Below are 17,686 nucleotides of genomic sequence, written 5' to 3' on the forward strand. Positions count from 1 at the left end.
CGGAGCACCATGAGCGAACTGACCCTGACCCTCATCAAGTTCGGCTTCCTGGCCGTCTTGTGGATCTTCGTGTTGTCGGCCGTCTCGGTGATCCGCACCGACATCTTCGGCACCCGCGTCCCCACCCGCCCGGTCGCCAAGGCGGCCAAGGCGGGCAAGACCCCGACACCCGCGACGCCCAAGAAGAAGGCGCCCAAGAAGCGCGGTCTGCGCGGGCGGCCCTCGGTGCTGCAGATCGTCGAAGGGCCCAATGCGGGGCAGAGCGTGCCGCTCGGCGACGAGCCGCTGCTGCTCGGCCGCGGCACGGACGCGGCGATCCGGCTCAACGACGACTACGTCTCGACCCGCCACGCCCGCTTCGCCAGCAACGGCGAGCAGTGGTTCGTCGAGGACCTGGGTTCAACCAATGGCACATATATCGGCAGCCAGCGGATCACCTCACCGGTCCCCGTACCGATCGGCACCCAAGTGCGGCTCGGCAAGACGATCGTGGAGCTGCGCAAGTAGATGGCACTCACCTATCGCTACGTCGCGCTCACCGACACCGGACTGCGACGCTCGAACAACCAGGACTCCGGCTACGCGAGCAGCCGGCTCCTGTTGTTGGCCGATGGGATGGGTGGCGCCGCCGCCGGGGACCTCGCATCCTCGCAGGCTCTGAACGTCATCCGCGGCGAGGTCGAGCGGGACCTGCCCGAGGACACCGATGCGCTGAGCGTCCTCGGCGCCGCGGTCGACGATGCCAACGACCGTCTCGGTCAGCTGATCGCCGACGACCCCGCCGTCGAGGGCATGGGCACCACGCTCGAGGCTCTGCTCTGGGACGGCGAGAAACTCGCCTGGGCGCATATCGGCGACTCGCGGGTCTACCGCCTCCGCGAGGGTCGCCTCGCCCAGATCAGCACCGATCACACCTTCGTGCAGAGCCTCGTCGACGAAGGCCGCATCACGCGTGAGGAAGCCCGCGTCCACCCACACCGGTCGCTGCTGCTGCGCGCCATGCTCGGCCGCGACGACAACGAGGCCGATCTCTCCTGGCTCCAGCCCGCCGCGGGCGACCGCTATCTGCTGTGCAGCGACGGCCTTTCCGACATGGTCGATGACGACGGCATCGAGCAGGCCATGCGTCTGGAGTCGATCGATGCTGCCGCGACCGAACTGGTCCGGCTGGCACTCGAGGGCGGAGGTGTCGACAACGTCACGGTCGTGATCGGCGAGTTCGTCGATGCCACCGCCGAGGACGCGACGGATGCCGAGCTCGCCTGCGCCGACGGCAAGCCGCAGATCGTCGGCGCCGCTGCCGATGCCCCGCGACCCCGGCGGTCCGATGAGACCGGCCCCGTGGCCGCCGTCGCCGCCCCGGCCGATACCGACGGTGAGCATCCCTCCGCGCGTCGCGATCAGCAGGATCCCGAGGAGCTCCGCTACGCGCCCCGTCCGCCGAGCCGCTGGCGGTGGGTGCGCTGGACGATCGGCGTCCTCCTTCTGTTCGGCCTTGCCGGAGGCGTCGCCTACTGGGCCTACGAGTGGAGCCAGCAGCAGTATTACGTCGCCGAGGACGACGGCCGGGTCGCCATCTACCGCGGCGTCGACGCCTCGCTGCCGGGCATCACCCTGCAGCGCATCGACGAGCGCACCGATATCCAGGTCGAGGACCTGCCCGACTACCAGCAAGGCCGGGTCGAGGCGGGCATCAGCGCCGCCAGCCGCGAGGATGCCGACCAGATCGTCGAGAACCTGCAGTCCTCGCTCCCCGATCCCTCGCCCTCCCCGAGCGCGACCCCCGAGCCGTCGCCGACGGAGGCGACGCCATGAGCGACACCTCCCCCCTCGCGCCCCGCAAGCGCCGCGGCGCCGAGTTGGTCCTCACCCTGATGGCCGTGGTCATCGGCGTCTTCGGCTATATCGCCGTCGGCCTCGGCACGACCGGCGCGATCCCCACCGACACCTACCGGCTCATCGGCGGGCTGATCCTGGCCGCGGTCGGCGCCCACCTGGCGGTCCGCCGCTTCGCGCCCTATGCCGACCCGGTGCTGCTGCCCCTCGTCCTGTGCCTCAACGGGCTCGGCCTCGCGATGATCCACCGCCTCGATATGGGCCGGCAGGCCATCAACCCCGACCGCGCCGCCTTCGCCACCGGTCAGGTCATCTGGACCTTCGTCGGGATCATCGCGTTCACCGCCGTACTCGTCCTGGTGCGCGACCACCGCCGGCTCCAAGGCTTCACGTATACCTTCGGGCTCGTGGCGATCGGGCTGCTCCTGCTGCCCCTGATCCCCGGTATCGGACAGGAGATCAACGGCGCCCGCATCTGGATCCGCCTCGGCCCCTTCAGCTTCCAGCCCGGTGAGGCCGCCAAGGTGTGTCTGGCGATCTTCTTCGCCGGCTACCTCGTGGTCAAGCGCGATGTCCTCGCGCTGGCCGGCAAGCGGCTCCTCGGCATCGATCTGCCCCGCGGTCGCGACCTCGGTCCGATCCTCCTCGGCTGGCTCATCAGCGTCGGGATCCTGGTCTTCCAGCGCGATCTCGGCTCGTCACTGCTGTTCTTCGGTCTCTTCGTGGTGGTGCTCTTCGTCGCCACGGAGCGTCCCGGCTGGCTGGTCGTCGGTGCACTGCTGTTCGCGGTCGGGGCCTGGTTCGGCTACACGGCCTTCGGACATGTGCGGGTGCGTTTCGAGGCGTGGCTCGACCCGTTCAGCAATCCCGACCAGAACGGGCAGATCATCAGTGCGCTGTTCGGGCTCGCCCACGGGGGCGTGCTCGGGCGCGGCTGGGGTCTCGGCAGCCCGGAGCTCACGCCCTTCTCCTTCTCCGACTTCATCCTCGCCTCGCTCGGCGAGGAGCTCGGCCTCACGGGTCTGATGGCGGTCCTGCTGATCTACGGCCTGGTCGTCGAACGCGGCCTGCGCATCGCGCTGACCTGCCGCGACGGCTTCGGCAAGCTGCTCGGCATCGGCCTGACGATGTCCTTCGCGATCCAGGTCTTCATCGTCGCCGGGGGTGTCACGCGGCTCATCCCGCTCACCGGCCTGACGGCGCCTTTCCTCGCCCAGGGCGGCTCGTCCATCGTCATGAACTGGGCGATCATCGCCCTGCTGCTGCGCATCAGCGATCAGACCCGGCGCCCCGCGCCGAAGACCTCCCGCGTCGACGCGGATGACCAGACCCAGGTGGTGAAGCTGTGAACAAGCCGATCCGCATCCTCGCGGTGGCCTGTCTCGTGATGTTCGTGGGGCTGCTGTTCAACGTCAACTACATCCAGGCCTTCGAGGCCGATGATCTCAACGGCCGGGACGGCAACCGTCGCGTCATGGACGAACAGTTCAGCCGCGAGCGTGGCGCGATCCTCGTCGACGGCACGGCGATCGCTGAGAGCGTTCCCTCGAATGACCGCTGGCGATTTCAGCGCCAGTACCCCGAGGGCGCGCTCTATGCCCCGCTGACGGGCTATTTCTCCTATATCTATGGCCAGAGCGCGATCGAGCGGAGCCAGAACGACATCCTGTCCGGCGACGACAACCGGCTCTTCGTCAACCGCGTCGTCGACCTGCTCGGCAACCAGGAGCCCCAGGGCGGCAGCGTCGAGCTCACCATCGACCCGGTGGCCCAGCGCGCGGCCGCCGAGGGCCTGCGGGATCTCGGCGAGGGCACGCGAGGTGCCGTGGCCGCCATCGATCCGCAGACCGGAGCGATCCTCGCCCTCGCGACGCAGCCGAGCTACGACCCGAATGTGCTGGCGAGCCACGACCTCCAGTCCACCCAGGACGCCTGGGACCAGCTCACCGCTGACGCGAACCAGCCGATGACCAACCGCGCCACCCAGGCCACACTCCCGCCAGGCTCGACCTTCAAGCTGGTCACCGCCGCCGCGGCGATGGAGAATCTCGACCTCAACCCCGATTCGCAGGTCAAGGGCGGAGCGGCGCTCACCTTCCCCGGCAAGACGTACACGCTGCCCAATCAGGGCGGCGGCAACTGCGGCGGCGATCCGATCACACTGCGTCAGGCGCTCGAGGTCTCCTGCAATGTCAGCTTCGGTGACCTCGCCAATCAGGTCGGTGAGGACGAGCTCGTCGAGCAGGCCGAGAAGTTCGGCTTCGGCACCGATCCCATCTCCGGGATCGCCGCCAACGAGAGCCTGGTGACCGGCGAGAGCTCTGATCTGGAGGACACGCAGCTCGCGCAGACCGGCATCGGTCAGTACGAGGTCACCGCCACGCCGCTGCAGATGGCGATGGTCGCCGCGGGGATCGCCAACGACGGCGCCGTGATGAAGCCCTATCTCGTCGACACCGTGCGTGCGCCCAATCTGGAAGTCCTCGAGACGACCGAGCCCGAGCGTCTCAGCGAGGCCATGAACGCTGGCAAGGCCGGACAGCTCAAGGACATGATGGTGTCGGTCGTCGACTCCGGCACCGGACGCCCGGCCGCGATCCCGGGTGTCCAGGTCGGCGGCAAGACAGGTACCGCCGAGTCGGCCGAGGGCCGCCCGCCCTATGCCTGGTTCGTCGGCTTCGCCCCGGCGAACGACCCGCAGGTCGCCGTCGCCGTCATGGTCGAGTCCTTGGAGGGCAATACCTCCGACATCGGCGGCGGGCGCCTCGGCGGCCCGATCGCCCGCGCCGTCATGGAGGCGATCCTGCGATGACCAAGGCCCCCGTCACCACCCAATACCGTCTGGGAGACTGAACAGCATGACCGAATCGGACGAGACCCCCGTTCCGCTGGGAGACCGCTACCAAATCAGCGGCCTCCTCGGCCGCGGTGGCATGGCCGACGTGCGCGAAGGCCGCGACCTGCGTCTGGGACGCCCCGTCGCGATCAAGCAACTGCGCGCCGATCTCGCAGCCGATCCGACCTTCCAAGAGCGATTCCGTCGCGAGGCACAGTCCGCGGCGTCGCTGAACCATCCCTCGATCGTCGCGGTCTACGACACCGGCGAGGCCGAGGACATCCACGGCAACAACATCCCGTACATCGTCATGGAGCTCGTCGAGGGCCGGACGCTGCGCGACGTGCTGCGCGATGGTCGCAAGATCATGCCGGAACGCGCGCTCTCGATCACGGCGGACATCCTGAGTGCCCTGGACTACAGCCATCGCGCCGGCATCATCCACCGCGACATCAAGCCGGCCAACATCATGCTGACGCCGGCCGGCCAGGTGAAGGTCATGGACTTCGGCATCGCTCGGGCGATCGCCGATTCCTCGACCGCCATGACGCAGACGGCCGCTGTCATCGGCACCGCCCAGTATCTGTCCCCGGAGCAGGCGCGCGGTGAGACGGTCGACGCGCGCAGCGACATCTACTCCACCGGCTGCGTGCTCTACGAGCTGTTGACCGGTCGTCCCCCGTTCGTGGGCGACAGCCCGGTCTCGGTCGCCTATCAGCATGTGCGCGAGGAGGCCACGCCCCCCTCTCAGCTGAACCCCGAGGTCAGCGTCGAGATCGATCACATCGTCGCCAAGGCCCTCGCCAAGCGGGTCGACGACCGGTACTCCAGTGCCGCCGACATGCGCAAGGACATCGAGCGCGTGCTCGCCGGTGGTCACGTCGATGCTCCCACCCAGGCCACGCAGGCGATCGGTGCGACGGCGGTCGCACCGGCCGCAGCCGCAGCCCCCGTGGCTGCCGACGAGGACGAGGAGTCCTCATCGAAGAAGAAGTGGTGGATCGCTCTCGCGGTGCTCCTCGTAGCGCTCATCGCCGCGCTCGGCTTCGGCTACTTCGCGGGTTGGTTCGATGATGGCGCCGAGACGGTGGCTCAGACCACGGTCCCGGCGGTTGCCGGCATGGACGAACAGACCGCGACCCGAGCGCTCGACAACGCCCAGCTGCAGGTCGGCGATGTCATCGAGGAGGCCAATGCCGATGTCGATTCCGGCCAGGTGATCCGCACCGAGCCGGGCGAGGGGGAGACCGTCGACGAAGGAACCGCCGTCGATCTGGTCATCAGCACCGGACCCGAACAGGTCGAGGTCCCCAATCTGAGGGACTATGACGCCGATTCGGCCGAGCAGCTCCTCCGCGACGCTGGATTCGAGGTCGAACGCCAGGAGAACGACAACGAGGCTACCGCCGGTACGGTGCTGAACACCAACCCTCCGGCCGGCACCTCCCTGCCCAAGGGCAGCACCGTCACCTTGATCATCTCGCGTGGCCAGGTGTCGGTGCCGAATGTCGTCGGCCAGCAACGTGACGAGGCCCAGAGGACTCTCGAGGACGCTGGTTTCGAGGTGAGCGTCACCGAAGACGCGAATGCCGATGCCCCCGACGGGCAGGTGGTGTCGCAGAACCCGGGCAGCGGCACCCAGCTGGCTCCCGGCACGACCATCACCATCACGGTGTCGACCAATGATGATGACGACGACGAGTCACCCTCGCCGTCCCCTTCAGGGAGCGCATCGCCTCGGTGAACGGCCCGCGGGTGGTGATGGGGTCGATGTCATCGCGCGCCCGATGAGATTGACCAGCTACCCCACGGTCGGGGCGGGCTGGGGTTAGCTGTCCTCACTGACCTGGGCGTGTTCGAGGTTGAGGGAGCCCTCATAGGCCGGGGCCACGAGGGAGTCGACCATGGTGCGCTCGTAGCCGAGTTGGTACCGCGCCGCCCAGTCCCGGTAGGTGGTGACCTCCGGTGACTGGGACAATGCGAGCGACATCTCGCTCGGGTCACCGATCGCCTCGATGACATAGGGCGGGGAATAGGGCACCCCGTCGAGGACGACCGTGTTGCCGACACACTTGATGCCGGTCGTCGAGATGAGCCGTTGCCCCTGTAGCGTGACGGCCTCCGCGCCCCCCGCCCACAGGGCGTTGACGAAGGCCTGGATGTCCTGTTGATGGACCACCAGGAAGTTCGGGTCCACCCCGTCGGGAGCGATCTCGCGGGGCGCATCGGTCAGGGTGATCCGCATACCGGGTCCGGTGAGCTCGGAGAAGCCGCTCACCGGCTCCAGAGCACGGACCCGCTCGCGGGCCTCGTCGAGCGCCGACGAGCTGGTGGCCTGTTCGGTGTAGCGATCGATCTCGCGCTGGAGCGCGGACGCATCGGACTGACGCTTCTCGACCGCTCGCGCCCGGTCCGAGAGCAGTGTCGATATGTCCCCGCCGGCGGGGCGCAGGTCCAGACCATCGGACGTGACATTGGCGGCGACGAAGGCATAGCCGCATACGATGCTGACGCCCAGCACAGCGAGGTGCCAGCCACGCCGGACGCGCCGATCGCGCCCGGACTCCTCATGCCTCGCCACGCGCACTAGGCTAGTGCAGAACACCGAACCGGCCGCGTGGCCGCCGAACCCATCGGAGTACGACCGTGCCCCTTCGCAAGAAGAACGAGTCCCCCGGACCGAAGCCTCAGAAGATCGGCAATCGCTGGGCCGCGCCCGCCATGGTCATCTCAGCCGTCATCGGCCTGCTGTGGATCGTGGTGTTCTACACGATCAGCTCCACCGATATCACGATCCCCTGGTACTCCGATCTCGGCCAGTGGAACCTGGCGATCGGCATGGGCTTCATCGTCGCGGCCTTCGGCTTCGCCATGAAGTGGGAGTGAGCGAAACACCGACTCCGACCGACGCGCCGGGCGCCGGCCCTGTGGACACAGCCTCCCAGGGACCGACGCCGGCGCGTTCGTCGTCTCCCGCTCCCGTCCACCTTGTCCACGGCTGGGGGTAACCATGTGAATAACACCGGTGTAACTCTCCACATGTGTGTACATACCTGTGGATAACTACACGGATGTCATTCGTGCGCCGGGCTCGGCGTGATGGGCGGAAAGGCCGCTGACGCACCGCCGAGGGGACGGGACGGACGCCTATTCACCGCCCCGGGGGGAGGGGGGTCGGACGGGTCAGAGGCCGAGAAAGGCGGTGGTGAGCTCAAGCGAGCGCAACGCCGTGGCACCGATGATGAGGATCCACAGGGCGGCGAAGACCAACGTCTGCCACAGGATCCGGCGCTCGCGCGGCGCGAAGGCGAACACCAGCCCGAGCAGCACGCCGGTGACGAAGCCCCCCAGATGCCCCTGCCAGCTGATGCCCGGCTGCAGACTGATGAACGCGTTGATGCCGAGCAGTACCAGCATGCCGGTGACATTCTGCCGCTGCCGGATGAGGAAGACGAGCGCGAGACCGAACATCCCGAACACCGCGCCGGAGGCGCCCACGGTCGCCCCGCCCGGCGCGGACAGCCAGAACACGAAGACCGAGGAGGCGACCGCGAGCGTCAGATAGGTCAGCACGAAGCGCACGCGCCCGAGGATCTGCTCGATGAAGGGACCGAACAGGTACAGGGCGAACATGTTGAAGCCCAGATGGAGCCAGGTCGAGTGCAGGAAGGCCGCCGTCAACAGGCGCCAGTACTCGTCGAAGAAGGCGACCCGGACGCCCGACATCGCCCCCTCCTGGCTGAGCGGGCTGGACCAACCGCCCGTCAGGAAGACGATGACGTGGATCGCGACATTGATGCCGATGATGGCGAGCGTCACGGCGCTGGTGTTCAGCGAGATGGCGCCGCCCGCGACGGTGCGCGGCTGGCGGACCGAGGCACGCCCCTCGGCGACACACTCCGGGCACTGGAATCCCACCGATGCCTCGCGCATGTCCTCGGGACAGATGTACCGGTCACACCGCTGGCACCGGATATAGGCCTCGCGATCGGGATGCCGATAGCAACGATGGTCCTCGGCGGGCTGCGTCACATCGCCACCCGCACTCGACCACGGAGAGAGCGAGAACGAGCGGGCGGCATCATGCCGCCCGCTCCGCTCTCGCTGCACGGGGTCATGACCGGTCGATGGTCACCGACTCGATCACGACGGGCTCGGTAGGCCGGTCGAAGCGATCGGTCGGAGTGGTCGCGATGGCATCGACCACGGCACGGCTCTCGTCACCGGAGACCTCACCGAAGATCGTGTGACGCCGGTTCAGGTGCGGCTGGGCACCGACGGTGATGAAGAACTGCGAGCCATTGGTGCCCGGTCCGGCATTGGCCATCGCGAGCAGATAGGGACGGTCGAACTGCAGGTCCGGGTGGAACTCATCGGCGAACTCGTAGCCGGGGCCGCCCGTGCCATTGCCCAGCGGGTCACCGCCCTGGATCATGAAACCGTCGATCACGCGGTGGAAGACCACGCCGGCGTACAGCGGCTTGGTGGTGACCTGCTGTGTTTCGGGGTCCAACCATTCCTTGCCGCCCTCGGCAAGGCCGACGAAGTTCTGCACCGTGACCGGGGCCTGGTGCTCGAAAAGGTCGACGACGATGTCGCCGCGATTGGTGTGCAAGGTCGCGCTGAGGGGCACTGCTGGTCCTTCTTTCGGGGGGCTTTCTCCTATCTTCCCACGAGCCGGCAACCGGGACCGTTACGGTGGTGGGCATGTCTGTTCGTCGTCTCGTCGTCCTGGGCGTACTCGCCGCCGCCGCTGTCATCGGCTACCGCAAGATCACGGCCGACAGGGGCGGGTCCTTCGACCCCTCCTCCTCGGCCGGTCTGCGGTGAGCGTCGAACTGACCCGCGACGGCGGGATCGCGACCGTCACCTTCTCCGACCCGCCGGTCAACCTCTATTCACTACGATTGCACGAGGAATTCGACGCCGCGCTAGAGCAGGTCGAGGCCGAGCTCCCCCGAGTGCTCGTCATCCGCGCCGAGGGCAGGATCGTGTCCGGCGGTGTCGATGTCTCGGAGTTCAACTCCCGCACCAGCCGCGAGGTCACCAAAGAGCTCTACGATCGGATGCTCGAACTGCCCGACCGCGTCGAGGCACTGCCGATCCCCACCGTCTTCGCGGCACACGCGCTCACACTCACCTGGGCCTTCGAGGTGGCGCTGGCCTGCGATCTGCTGCTCACAAGCGAGAAGGCCCGTTTCGGTCTCGTCGAGCGGGTCATCGGCCTGACCCCCACGATGGGCGGCACCCAGCGGCTCGCCGCCCGAGCGGGGGTCGCCCGCGCCAAGGAGCTCGTCTTCACCGGCGCGCAGTACGACGCGGCGACGCTCGAACGTTGGAATGTCGTCAACCGGGTCTACGCGGCGGACGCCTTCGAGGAGGAGGTCCGCTCCTTCGCCGAGGGTCTCGCGGATGGGCCGACGAAGGCCTTCGGCGCCGCCAAGGACATCCTGCGCCAGTACGAGGCCGGGGGAGTGCCGGCGGCGAACGCGGCCACCACGTCCATCGCCTCGGCCCTCTTCGACACCGAGGACCTGCGCCACGGCATGGAGTCCTTCCTCACGGACGGACCCGGCAACGCCACCTTCCACGGCCGCTGACCCCTCGGCCTACCTCGTGAGCGGTGAGTCAGGCACCTCATCCGCCCGTGAGCGGTGGGTCAGGCACCTCTCGACACAGTTGAGAGGTGCGTAACCCACCGCCCACGGGACGGTCACTGCGCGACCATGGCCTCCGGATCGACGACGACATCGATCAGCACCGGGCCCGGGGGCACGGCTGGCAGCTGGCTCAGCACGTCTCGCAGCTGATCGAGATCGGTGACCGTGTGCGCCTCGGCTCCATAGCCGCGGGCGACATCGGCGAAGCTCGGCCACGAGGTCCGGGCGTAGCCGGTGTCGAGGCCCGCCTGCCGCAGCGCATGATGTTCCATACCGTACGACCCGTCGTCGACGATCACGATGAGCAGCGGGAGCCGTTCGCGCACGGCCGTGGTCAGTTCGCCCAGGCCCATCATCCCGCCGCCGTCGCCGGCGACCACCACCGTGAGGCGATCTGGATGCGCCGTCGAGACTCCGATACCGGTCGCGACGCCCAACCCGATCGACGCGAAGTTGAGGGTGTGGACGAAGGACATCGGATGTGCGACACCGAGGCGGCGCCAGGCGGTGTACACGAATCGTCCGGTATCGGTGACCAGGAGCCGTTCCGGGGGCAGGAGTCGGTCCAGCTCGTCCATCGCCGCTCCCGCCTCGACGGTTCCGCGTGCGACCACCGGCGGTGCGGTCGTTGACGGCACCGGTGCCCCCGGGTGCCAGTCCTCGCGCTCGAAGCCCGCCTCGGCGAGGAGCTCGTCCATGGCCCGCGCCACCTGTGCGGCATCGCCGTGGACCACGGCATCCGCCCTGACGTGGCGTCCGAAGGCGTCCTTGTCGAGATCGACCTGGACGATGCCGCGCCCCGAGGCCAGGGCTCCTTCGGCCATGGTGAAGGGATTCAGGCTCGCTCCGAAGGAGACGATGCAGTCCGAACACAGCAGCAGATCCAGGGTGGCCGGATCGCTGAGCGTCCCCGCGATGCCGAGATCGCGCGCATCCCCCGCGAAGTACTCCCGGCCGAGCAAAGAGGTCGCGACCGGTGCGCCGACCCGGGCGGCGAGGTCCAGCAGCGGCTCACGCGCCCCGGAGAGCACCGCCCCCCGCCCCGCCAGGATCAGCGGCCGGCGCGCCGACGCGAGGATGCCGACCGCCGCATCGAGGGCGTCCTCGTCCAGGACGGTCCTGTCGATACCGCGTTCCGGTAGGACCGGCGCGGGTCCACGGAGCTCCCGCCCCCCGACGGCGACAGGGACATCGAGCACCACCGGACCCGGACCCGTACGGACCTGTTCGAGCGCACCCGCGATCTGGCCGGCGGCCCCCTCCTCGGTGACACGCACATAGCGCGCCCCGGTGAGCTCGGTGGCCGACCGCAGATCGAAGCGCTGCAAGTGCTCGCTGCCCTCGGGCGTATCACCGGTGAGGAGCAGCACCCGGCTGTTCGCTCGCGCCGCCTCCGTCAGGGCGGTCAGGGTATTGGTGAATCCGGGACCGTGGGTGACCGATGCGACACCGATCGCGCCCGTCGTCCTCGACCAACCGTCGGCCATGCTGACGGCCCCACCCTCGTGCAGCACCGGGACGAATCGGCCGCCGTCGGCCATGAAGGTCACGACGTGGTCGAGGTTCCCGTCCCCCATGAGGCCGAAGACCGTGTCGACCCCGGACGAGCGCAGCGCTCGGACCAGCTCCGCGTAGATCCTCATCTCACCGCGATTCCTTCGAGATCCGTTCGACCTCGCCGGCGATGTCCTCGTTGTAGGCCTTCACGAAGCTGTTGTCCACATACTCGTCGGCGGGCAGGGCCTCGGGCAGCAGGTCGTTATCGGCGAGGAAGGCCGAGGTGACATCGGTGCGGTCCTTCGGCGTATCACCGAAACCCGACTGCGTGCTGCCCTCGGGGTCGAACTGCTCCAGTGTGAACTTCAAGATGGCCAGGTCGCGCTCACGCCCCTCCGCATCGGAACGGGCATTGGGGAACTCGTCGTAGAACATGTCGAGGGCCTCCTCCAGGTTGTCCTTCGCCCAAACCTGGGCGACTGCCCCCGCGCGACCCAGCTTCCCCAGGGCGTCGCTCTTGTTCTCGATCGCATCGCCGCTGGCGTACTGGACGAAGTCGAGCAGCTGCTCGGCCTCGGGGAAGACATCGCTGATGACCCGCAGGTCGGTGCCGCCGAGTTGGATGGACTGATAGGCGGCGTCCCAGAGATACAGGCCGTCGACCTTGCCGGAGCTCAACGCGCTGGCGGCCTGGGCGCCCACGCCGACGGCGACGAACTCCACCTCATCGCTGAGACCCGCCTCGGCCGCCATGGCCTGGGCCTCGGGGAGGCGCGAGGAGGACAGCGATGCCACGCCGATCGTGGTACCGGCCAGATCGGCCGGGGACTCGATGGCACTGTCAGGGAGCACCGCCAGACCCGAACCGTACTCGGGGATGATGTTGTAGGTGATGGCGATGTCGACATCCTTGTTGATCGCCGCCATCACCGAGGACGGGTTGCCCTGACCGAGGTCAGCCTCACCGGCCTGCACCAACTGGATGGCGACCGCCGAACCGGCCGTGGGCTGGTAGTCCACGTCGATGCCGTAGTCCTCGAACAGGCCGAGGCCCTTGGGGATGGCGTACATGACGGCCTCCTCGCCCGGGTACGGCGCCTCGTGACCCATGGCCACGACGAGGCTCTCGTTCTGGTCCCCGCCCGATGACCCGCCGCAGGCGGACAGGGCGAGGACGGCCGTCATCGCGACGGCGGTCGAACAGGTGACTTTGGACAGTGCGTTCATGGATCTAACTCCTGAGGGGGACGGGTGTTACGCGCCGCTGGAGACGGCGTGGACCTGGGTCCAGAAGACGACGCGCTTCTGGACCATGACGAGGATGAGATGCAGCAGGAACCCGATGACCGAGAGCAGGATCAGCACCGCGAAGGATCCGGCGATGTCCAGCACCGAGTTGAAGATGAGGATCTGATTGCCGAGTCCGGCCCGTGAGCCCATGAACTCACCGACCACCGCACCGAGCAGGGAGAGCACGATCGCCGCGTCCAACCCGGCGAAGATGTACGGGAGCGCCGATGGCAGCTTCACCCGGCGGAAGGTCTCGAAGCGTCCCGCGCCCATGGCCCGGATCATGTCGATCCGCTGATGGTCCGTGTTCTGCAGACCCTCGATCGTGTTGACGATGACCGGGAAGAAGGCCACCGTCACGGCGACGATCACCTTGCTGGTCATGCCGAAGCCGAACCAGATGACCAACAGCGGGGCGAGGGCGATCTTCGGCACCGTCTGGAAGGCGACGATGTACGGGTAGATGGCTCGGCGTACCCAGCGGATCTCGGCCACCAGCGCGCCGAGCGTGATGCCGAGCACCGCCGCTATGGCGAAGCCGAGCACCGTCTCGGTGAGGGTGTAGCCGAGATTGGGCAGGAACGTGCCGTACACGATGCCGTCGTAGAGCTTGACGGCGATGAGCGACGGAGGCGGGAGCACGATCGCCGAGATATCGGCGATCCGCACGACCGCCTCCCATCCGCCCACGACCACCACGAAGGTGGCGATCACGGCGAACCAGTCGCCCGAGCCCTTGCTCCGGCGGCGTTTGCGGGGTGCGGCCTCGCGAGTCTGGGCCGCGACCGTGGCAGTGTCGACAGACATCAGTCGATCCCTCCTTTGGCATTGAGCAGATGACGGATCTGCGAGGTGAGCTCGGCGAAGGCGGGGGTCGCGACATCGTCGAGGGTCCGGCGGCGGGGAAGGCCCACCGTGAAGTCGCCGACGATCCGGCCGGGACGCTCCGACATCACCAGGACGCGGTCGCTGAGATAGACCGCCTCCGGGATGGAGTGGGTGATGAAGAAGATGGTCTTGCGCTGCTCGGCCCAGATGGTCTGCAGATCGTCGTTGAGCTGCTCGCGCGTGAGGGCGTCGAGGGCGCCGAAGGGCTCGTCCATGAGCAGGATCTCCGGGTCGGGCACGAGAGCGCGCACGATGCCCACCCGCTGCTGCATGCCTCCGGAGAGCTCCGAGGGATAGCGAGACTCGAAGCCGTCGAGGCCCACCATGGAGAGCAGCTGACGTGCACGCTCCCGGTACTGGTCCACATCGCGCTTCTGCACCCGGATCGGCAGCAGGACATTGTTGAGGATCGTCAGCCACGGCAGCAGCACCGGCTGTTGGAAGACCACGCCGACGTGGGGTGACGGGCCGGTCAGCGGGGTCCCGCTCAGCGTGACCTCGCCCTCGCTCTGCCGCAGCAGTCCGGCCAGGATCTTGAGCAGCGTGCTCTTGCCGCATCCCGATGGGCCGACGAGCGAGACGAAGGCCTCCTTCGCGACATCGAGGTCGATCGGATTGAGCGCCTGCACCGGCTCGCCGCTCGCCGTCGGATAGGCGAGGGTCGCCCCGCGGATCGAGATGAGCCGGTCGTCACCGGACCGGTCGAGCTGCGATGGATCTGTGGATACCACTCTCATGACTCCTCCTTCACGAACAGGGCGTCGACCGCGACCGCCCCGTCTCCTTCGGCACCTACCAGGACGGGATTGAGCTCCGCCGCCGCGAGACCGGGCCCGCATCGGGCGGCAAGCCGGCTGAAACGCTCGACCAGGTCGACCAGTGCCGAGCGATCCTTGGCCGTCGCGCCGCGGTAACCGCCGAGCAGCGTGGCCAGCGGCGAGGAGTCGATGAGCTCCTCGATGTCCTGCCGCGCCGCCGGAATCGGCACCGTGGCGGCGGGGCCCATCAGCTCTGCCAATACTCCTCCGGGTGCGACGGTGAGCACCAGCCCTACCTGCGGGTCCCGGACGACGCCGACGATGCACTCGACCGTGTCCGCCTGAACCTGCTCTTGGAGCAGGAATCCGTCGACGACGAGTTCCGGCGCCCGAGTCAGCACGGTCTCGCGCATGCGCGAGACCTCTTCGAGCAGCTGTTCACGCGATCCGATCGAGGTGACGACACCGCCGACCTCGGTCTTGTGGGAGAGGCCGGCCGCCTCTAACTTGAGCACCACCGGCGGGGTGAGCGAGTCCCACGCTTCGGCGGCCTCCGTGGGGGAGGAGACGAGGATCGATGCCGGGATCGGCACACCTGCCTCGGCGAGCAGATCCATGGCCTGGGCTCCCGCGGCGACGGGACCGCCGTCCCAGGACACGACCGCTTCGGTGCTCTGGGTGCCGAGCGGCAGCGGACGACCACGGCGATGCCAGTCGAGCCAGGCGGTGATCGCCGCGATCGAGGGCCGGGCGCCGGACAGCACCGGTACCCCGTTGCGCGTCAGCGTGTCGACGACGACCTCGTCGGCTGCTCCGGTCGTCAGGCTCATGGCGAGCACCGGAGCCCCCGGGTTCGCGGCGCACTTCGCGAGCACATCGGCCTGCGCGCGGTAGAGCGACTCCTGGCCCGCGGATCCGCATAGGACGTTCAGTGCGAGGACCACGACACCGACCCCCGGATCGGACTTGAGGAGATCCAGGGCCTCAACGGCGATGGTGGGGTCCTCGACTGAGGCGCCGGTCAGGTCGAGCGGGTTCGCAACGGTGGCGAAGCCCGGCAGAGCCGCGGCCAGGCTCTCGCGGGAGTCGGCACTCAGATCGGCGACCGGGAGCCCGATGTCCTCGGACAGGTCCGCGAGCAGCCCCGTGCCACCGCCGGAGATCGAGGTGATCGCCGCGGCCGGGGCAGAGGGCACCAGACCCGCGGAGAAGAGCAGGAGCGTCTCTCGGAACTCGTCGAGATCGTCGACCTGGGCGACACCACACCGCCGCAGCAGTCCGGTCAACGCCGACCCCTGTCCGGCGATCGCCCCGGTGTGGGCGAGTGCGGCCTGTTGTCCCAGAGCCGACCTGCCGACAGTGAGGGCGACCACCGGCTTGCCCGCCTCTGCGGCCTCGATCGCCGCGGAGCTGAACTCCTCGACATCGCGCAGCCCCTCGATGAACAAGCCGATGACGCCGACGCTCTCGTCGTGGGCCAGCGCGCGGACATAACGCCCGAGCCCCACACCGGCCTCATTGCCGGTGGTGATGAGGTGGCTGAGGCCGAGGCCACGGCCGACGGCCGAGTCGGTCACCGAGTGCGTCAGCGCCCCGGACTGCATCACCAGGGCGATGTTCCCACGGGTGAACGGTTCGACGAGTTGTCCGCTGTAGGCCGCGAATCCGGTCGTGGCGTTGAGGATCCCGTAGCAGTTCGGACCGCAGAGGAGGAATCCGGACTCATTGATGATGGCGTCCAGGCGTCGCCGCTGTTCGGCGCCGCTGCCGCCCTCCCCGAATCCGCTGGCGATGAGGGATCCCGCCCGCGTGCCGGCGGCCACGAACTCCTCGAGCACGTCGAGGGATCGGTCGGCATCGAGGGCGATGGCGACGAACTCACAGGTCTCGGGCAAGGAGGCCGCGTCGGGATAGGCCGGCAGTCCGGCGATCGTGGTCTCCCGTGGATGCACCGGGTAGATCCGCGCCGACGAGCCGAAGCGCTGCAGGTTCTCGATGATCTGCAGTCCGCGGTTCCCGCGAGGCGAGGCGCCCACGACCGCGATGGACACCGGGTCGAGCAGGGTGCGCAGGTCGTCCATCATCGCTCCCCGTACGGCGTGTCCCTCGCCCGGAGGAAGGCGCCCATGCCGTCCTCGGCGAGCACTGACATGATCCGTTCCTTCTCCACGACGCCCTGCGAGCCGAGCAGGATCGTGTCGATATAGCGGTGCGCGTCCTGCGCGGCCTTGAAGCCCTGGATGTCGAGCGTGAGTCGCACGGCGCGCTTGGCGAGGGTGAGCGCGTACATCGGGGCATTGGCGACCCGCTCGGCCAGGCGCTGCGCCTCGCGGCCGAGGTCCTCGGGGGCGACCACGTAGTTGACCAGGCCGACCTCGCGGGCTCGGGCGGCGTCGAGGCGGTCCCCCGTCAGGTAGAGCTCGTTGAATCCCTTGAAGCTCATCAGCCAGGGAAGCATCAACAACGGGGAGAGGGCGCCGTGCCGGATCTCCGGCTCGGAGAGGAAAGCGGTGTCGGCGGCGATCGTCAGATCACCGACCATCGCGAGATTGCAGCCGCCGGCGATGGCGCCGCCGTTGAGGGCGGTGATGACCGGCTTGTCGCAGTACCAGATGCTCCGGATCACATCGGCATTCCCCTTGGTGTGGTCGTCCCACTCCTCGGTGGTCGCGGGGAGACCATCGGCCTCGAGGTCGATGCCCGAGCAGAAGATCCGCGATCCGGCGGCGGTCAGGACGATGACGCGCGTCTCCCGGTCGGCACCCGCCGCGGCGACCGCCGCGCCGAGCTCGGCGAAGGTCTGCTGACGCAGTGCATTGTGCTTCTCGGGGCGATTGATCGTGATCGTCGTGACGCCGTTCTCGCGGGAGACGGTGAGGTCGTCGTAGTGCATGGGTCGTGCTCCGTTCGTGCGGGGGAAG

Annotated in this window: 16 protein-coding genes and 1 pseudogene; 8 read left to right on the forward strand and 9 right to left on the reverse strand. The window is 68.3% G+C overall.

Annotated features, from left to right (window positions below; translation table 11 throughout):
- Positions 1-9: 9 nt before the first annotated feature.
- Genes BHE97_RS02080 through pknB form a run of 5 tightly spaced genes read left to right on the forward strand, consistent with a single transcriptional unit; the run spans position 10 to position 6,416 of the window.
- Positions 10-507: an FHA domain-containing protein gene (locus BHE97_RS02080; RefSeq protein ID WP_087622432.1), complete on the forward strand. Its 498-nt coding sequence runs from the start codon at positions 10-12 to the stop codon at positions 505-507.
- A complete protein-coding gene (locus tag BHE97_RS02085; RefSeq protein WP_087622349.1) occupies positions 508-1,815 on the forward strand; it encodes a protein phosphatase 2C domain-containing protein in 1,308 nt (435 codons plus the stop codon). It begins immediately after the preceding gene.
- Positions 1,812-3,185, forward strand: a complete 1,374-nt coding sequence (locus BHE97_RS02090) for an FtsW/RodA/SpoVE family cell cycle protein (RefSeq protein WP_087622350.1) — start codon at positions 1,812-1,814, stop codon at positions 3,183-3,185. The genes BHE97_RS02085 and BHE97_RS02090 overlap by 4 nt, the downstream gene beginning before the upstream one ends.
- Positions 3,182-4,648, forward strand: a complete 1,467-nt coding sequence (locus BHE97_RS02095; RefSeq protein WP_087622351.1) for a penicillin-binding protein 2 — start codon at positions 3,182-3,184, stop codon at positions 4,646-4,648. The genes BHE97_RS02090 and BHE97_RS02095 overlap by 4 nt, the downstream gene beginning before the upstream one ends.
- 46 nt (positions 4,649-4,694) lie before the next feature.
- Positions 4,695-6,416 (forward strand): Stk1 family PASTA domain-containing Ser/Thr kinase, encoded by a 1,722-nt coding sequence (pknB, locus tag BHE97_RS02100; RefSeq protein ID WP_087622352.1) that lies wholly within the window; start codon positions 4,695-4,697, stop codon positions 6,414-6,416.
- A gap of 84 nt (positions 6,417-6,500) precedes the next feature.
- Here pknB and BHE97_RS20940 read toward each other — a convergent pair whose 3' ends face one another.
- On the reverse strand, positions 6,501-7,253 hold the full coding sequence (locus BHE97_RS20940; protein ID WP_343286109.1) for a DUF881 domain-containing protein: 753 nt from the start codon (positions 7,251-7,253) through the stop codon (positions 6,501-6,503).
- A gap of 56 nt (positions 7,254-7,309) precedes the next feature.
- Here BHE97_RS20940 and BHE97_RS02110 point away from each other — a divergent pair.
- Positions 7,310-7,558 (forward strand): annotated as a pseudogene (locus tag BHE97_RS02110) (cell division protein CrgA); the annotation flags it as partial.
- 297 nt (positions 7,559-7,855) lie between these two features.
- Here the strand turns inward: BHE97_RS02110 and BHE97_RS02115 are convergent.
- Positions 7,856-8,704 carry a rhomboid family intramembrane serine protease gene (locus tag BHE97_RS02115; RefSeq protein ID WP_170931201.1) on the reverse strand — a complete coding sequence of 283 codons (849 nt, stop codon included), beginning with the start codon at positions 8,702-8,704 and terminating at the stop codon, positions 7,856-7,858.
- A gap of 82 nt (positions 8,705-8,786) precedes the next feature.
- A complete protein-coding gene (locus BHE97_RS02120; protein ID WP_087622356.1) occupies positions 8,787-9,305 on the reverse strand; it encodes a peptidylprolyl isomerase in 519 nt (172 codons plus the stop codon).
- 74 nt (positions 9,306-9,379) lie between these two features.
- On the opposite strand from BHE97_RS02120, the gene BHE97_RS20945 reads away from it, so the two are divergent.
- A complete protein-coding gene (locus tag BHE97_RS20945) occupies positions 9,380-9,502 on the forward strand; it encodes a hypothetical protein (RefSeq protein WP_272896889.1) in 123 nt (40 codons plus the stop codon).
- Complete coding sequence (locus BHE97_RS02125; protein ID WP_236757486.1) at positions 9,499-10,272, forward strand: enoyl-CoA hydratase/isomerase family protein; 774 nt, start codon at positions 9,499-9,501, stop codon at positions 10,270-10,272. The genes BHE97_RS20945 and BHE97_RS02125 overlap by 4 nt, the downstream gene beginning before the upstream one ends.
- Positions 10,273-10,385: 113 nt before the next feature.
- Here the strand turns inward: BHE97_RS02125 and BHE97_RS02130 are convergent, their stop codons facing one another.
- The 6 genes from BHE97_RS02130 to BHE97_RS02155 are packed head-to-tail and all read right to left on the reverse strand — an operon-like array spanning position 10,386 to position 17,658.
- The gene (locus BHE97_RS02130; protein ID WP_087622358.1) at positions 10,386-11,975 is read right to left on the reverse strand and encodes a thiamine pyrophosphate-binding protein; all 1,590 of its coding nucleotides are present in this window, start codon (positions 11,973-11,975) and stop codon (positions 10,386-10,388) included.
- A 1-nt stretch (position 11,976) separates the two neighbouring features.
- Positions 11,977-13,056, reverse strand: a complete 1,080-nt coding sequence (locus BHE97_RS02135) for an ABC transporter substrate-binding protein (protein ID WP_087622359.1) — start codon at positions 13,054-13,056, stop codon at positions 11,977-11,979.
- A 27-nt stretch (positions 13,057-13,083) separates the two neighbouring features.
- Positions 13,084-13,926 carry an ABC transporter permease gene (locus tag BHE97_RS02140; protein WP_087622360.1) on the reverse strand — a complete coding sequence of 281 codons (843 nt, stop codon included), beginning with the start codon at positions 13,924-13,926 and terminating at the stop codon, positions 13,084-13,086.
- A complete protein-coding gene (locus tag BHE97_RS02145) occupies positions 13,926-14,744 on the reverse strand; it encodes an ABC transporter ATP-binding protein (RefSeq protein WP_087622361.1) in 819 nt (272 codons plus the stop codon). Before BHE97_RS02145 ends, BHE97_RS02140 begins: the two co-directional genes overlap by 1 nt.
- Positions 14,741-16,846 (reverse strand): acetate--CoA ligase family protein, encoded by a 2,106-nt coding sequence (locus BHE97_RS02150; protein ID WP_170931202.1) that lies wholly within the window; start codon positions 16,844-16,846, stop codon positions 14,741-14,743. The genes BHE97_RS02145 and BHE97_RS02150 overlap by 4 nt, the downstream gene beginning before the upstream one ends.
- Positions 16,846-17,658, reverse strand: a complete 813-nt coding sequence (locus BHE97_RS02155) for an enoyl-CoA hydratase/isomerase family protein (protein WP_170931203.1) — start codon at positions 17,656-17,658, stop codon at positions 16,846-16,848. Before BHE97_RS02155 ends, BHE97_RS02150 begins: the two co-directional genes overlap by 1 nt.
- Positions 17,659-17,686: the final 28 nt, after the last annotated feature.

The sequence above is a fragment of the Aeromicrobium sp. PE09-221 genome, from assembly GCF_002174305.1.
Lineage (GTDB): Bacteria > Actinomycetota > Actinomycetes > Propionibacteriales > Nocardioidaceae > Aeromicrobium.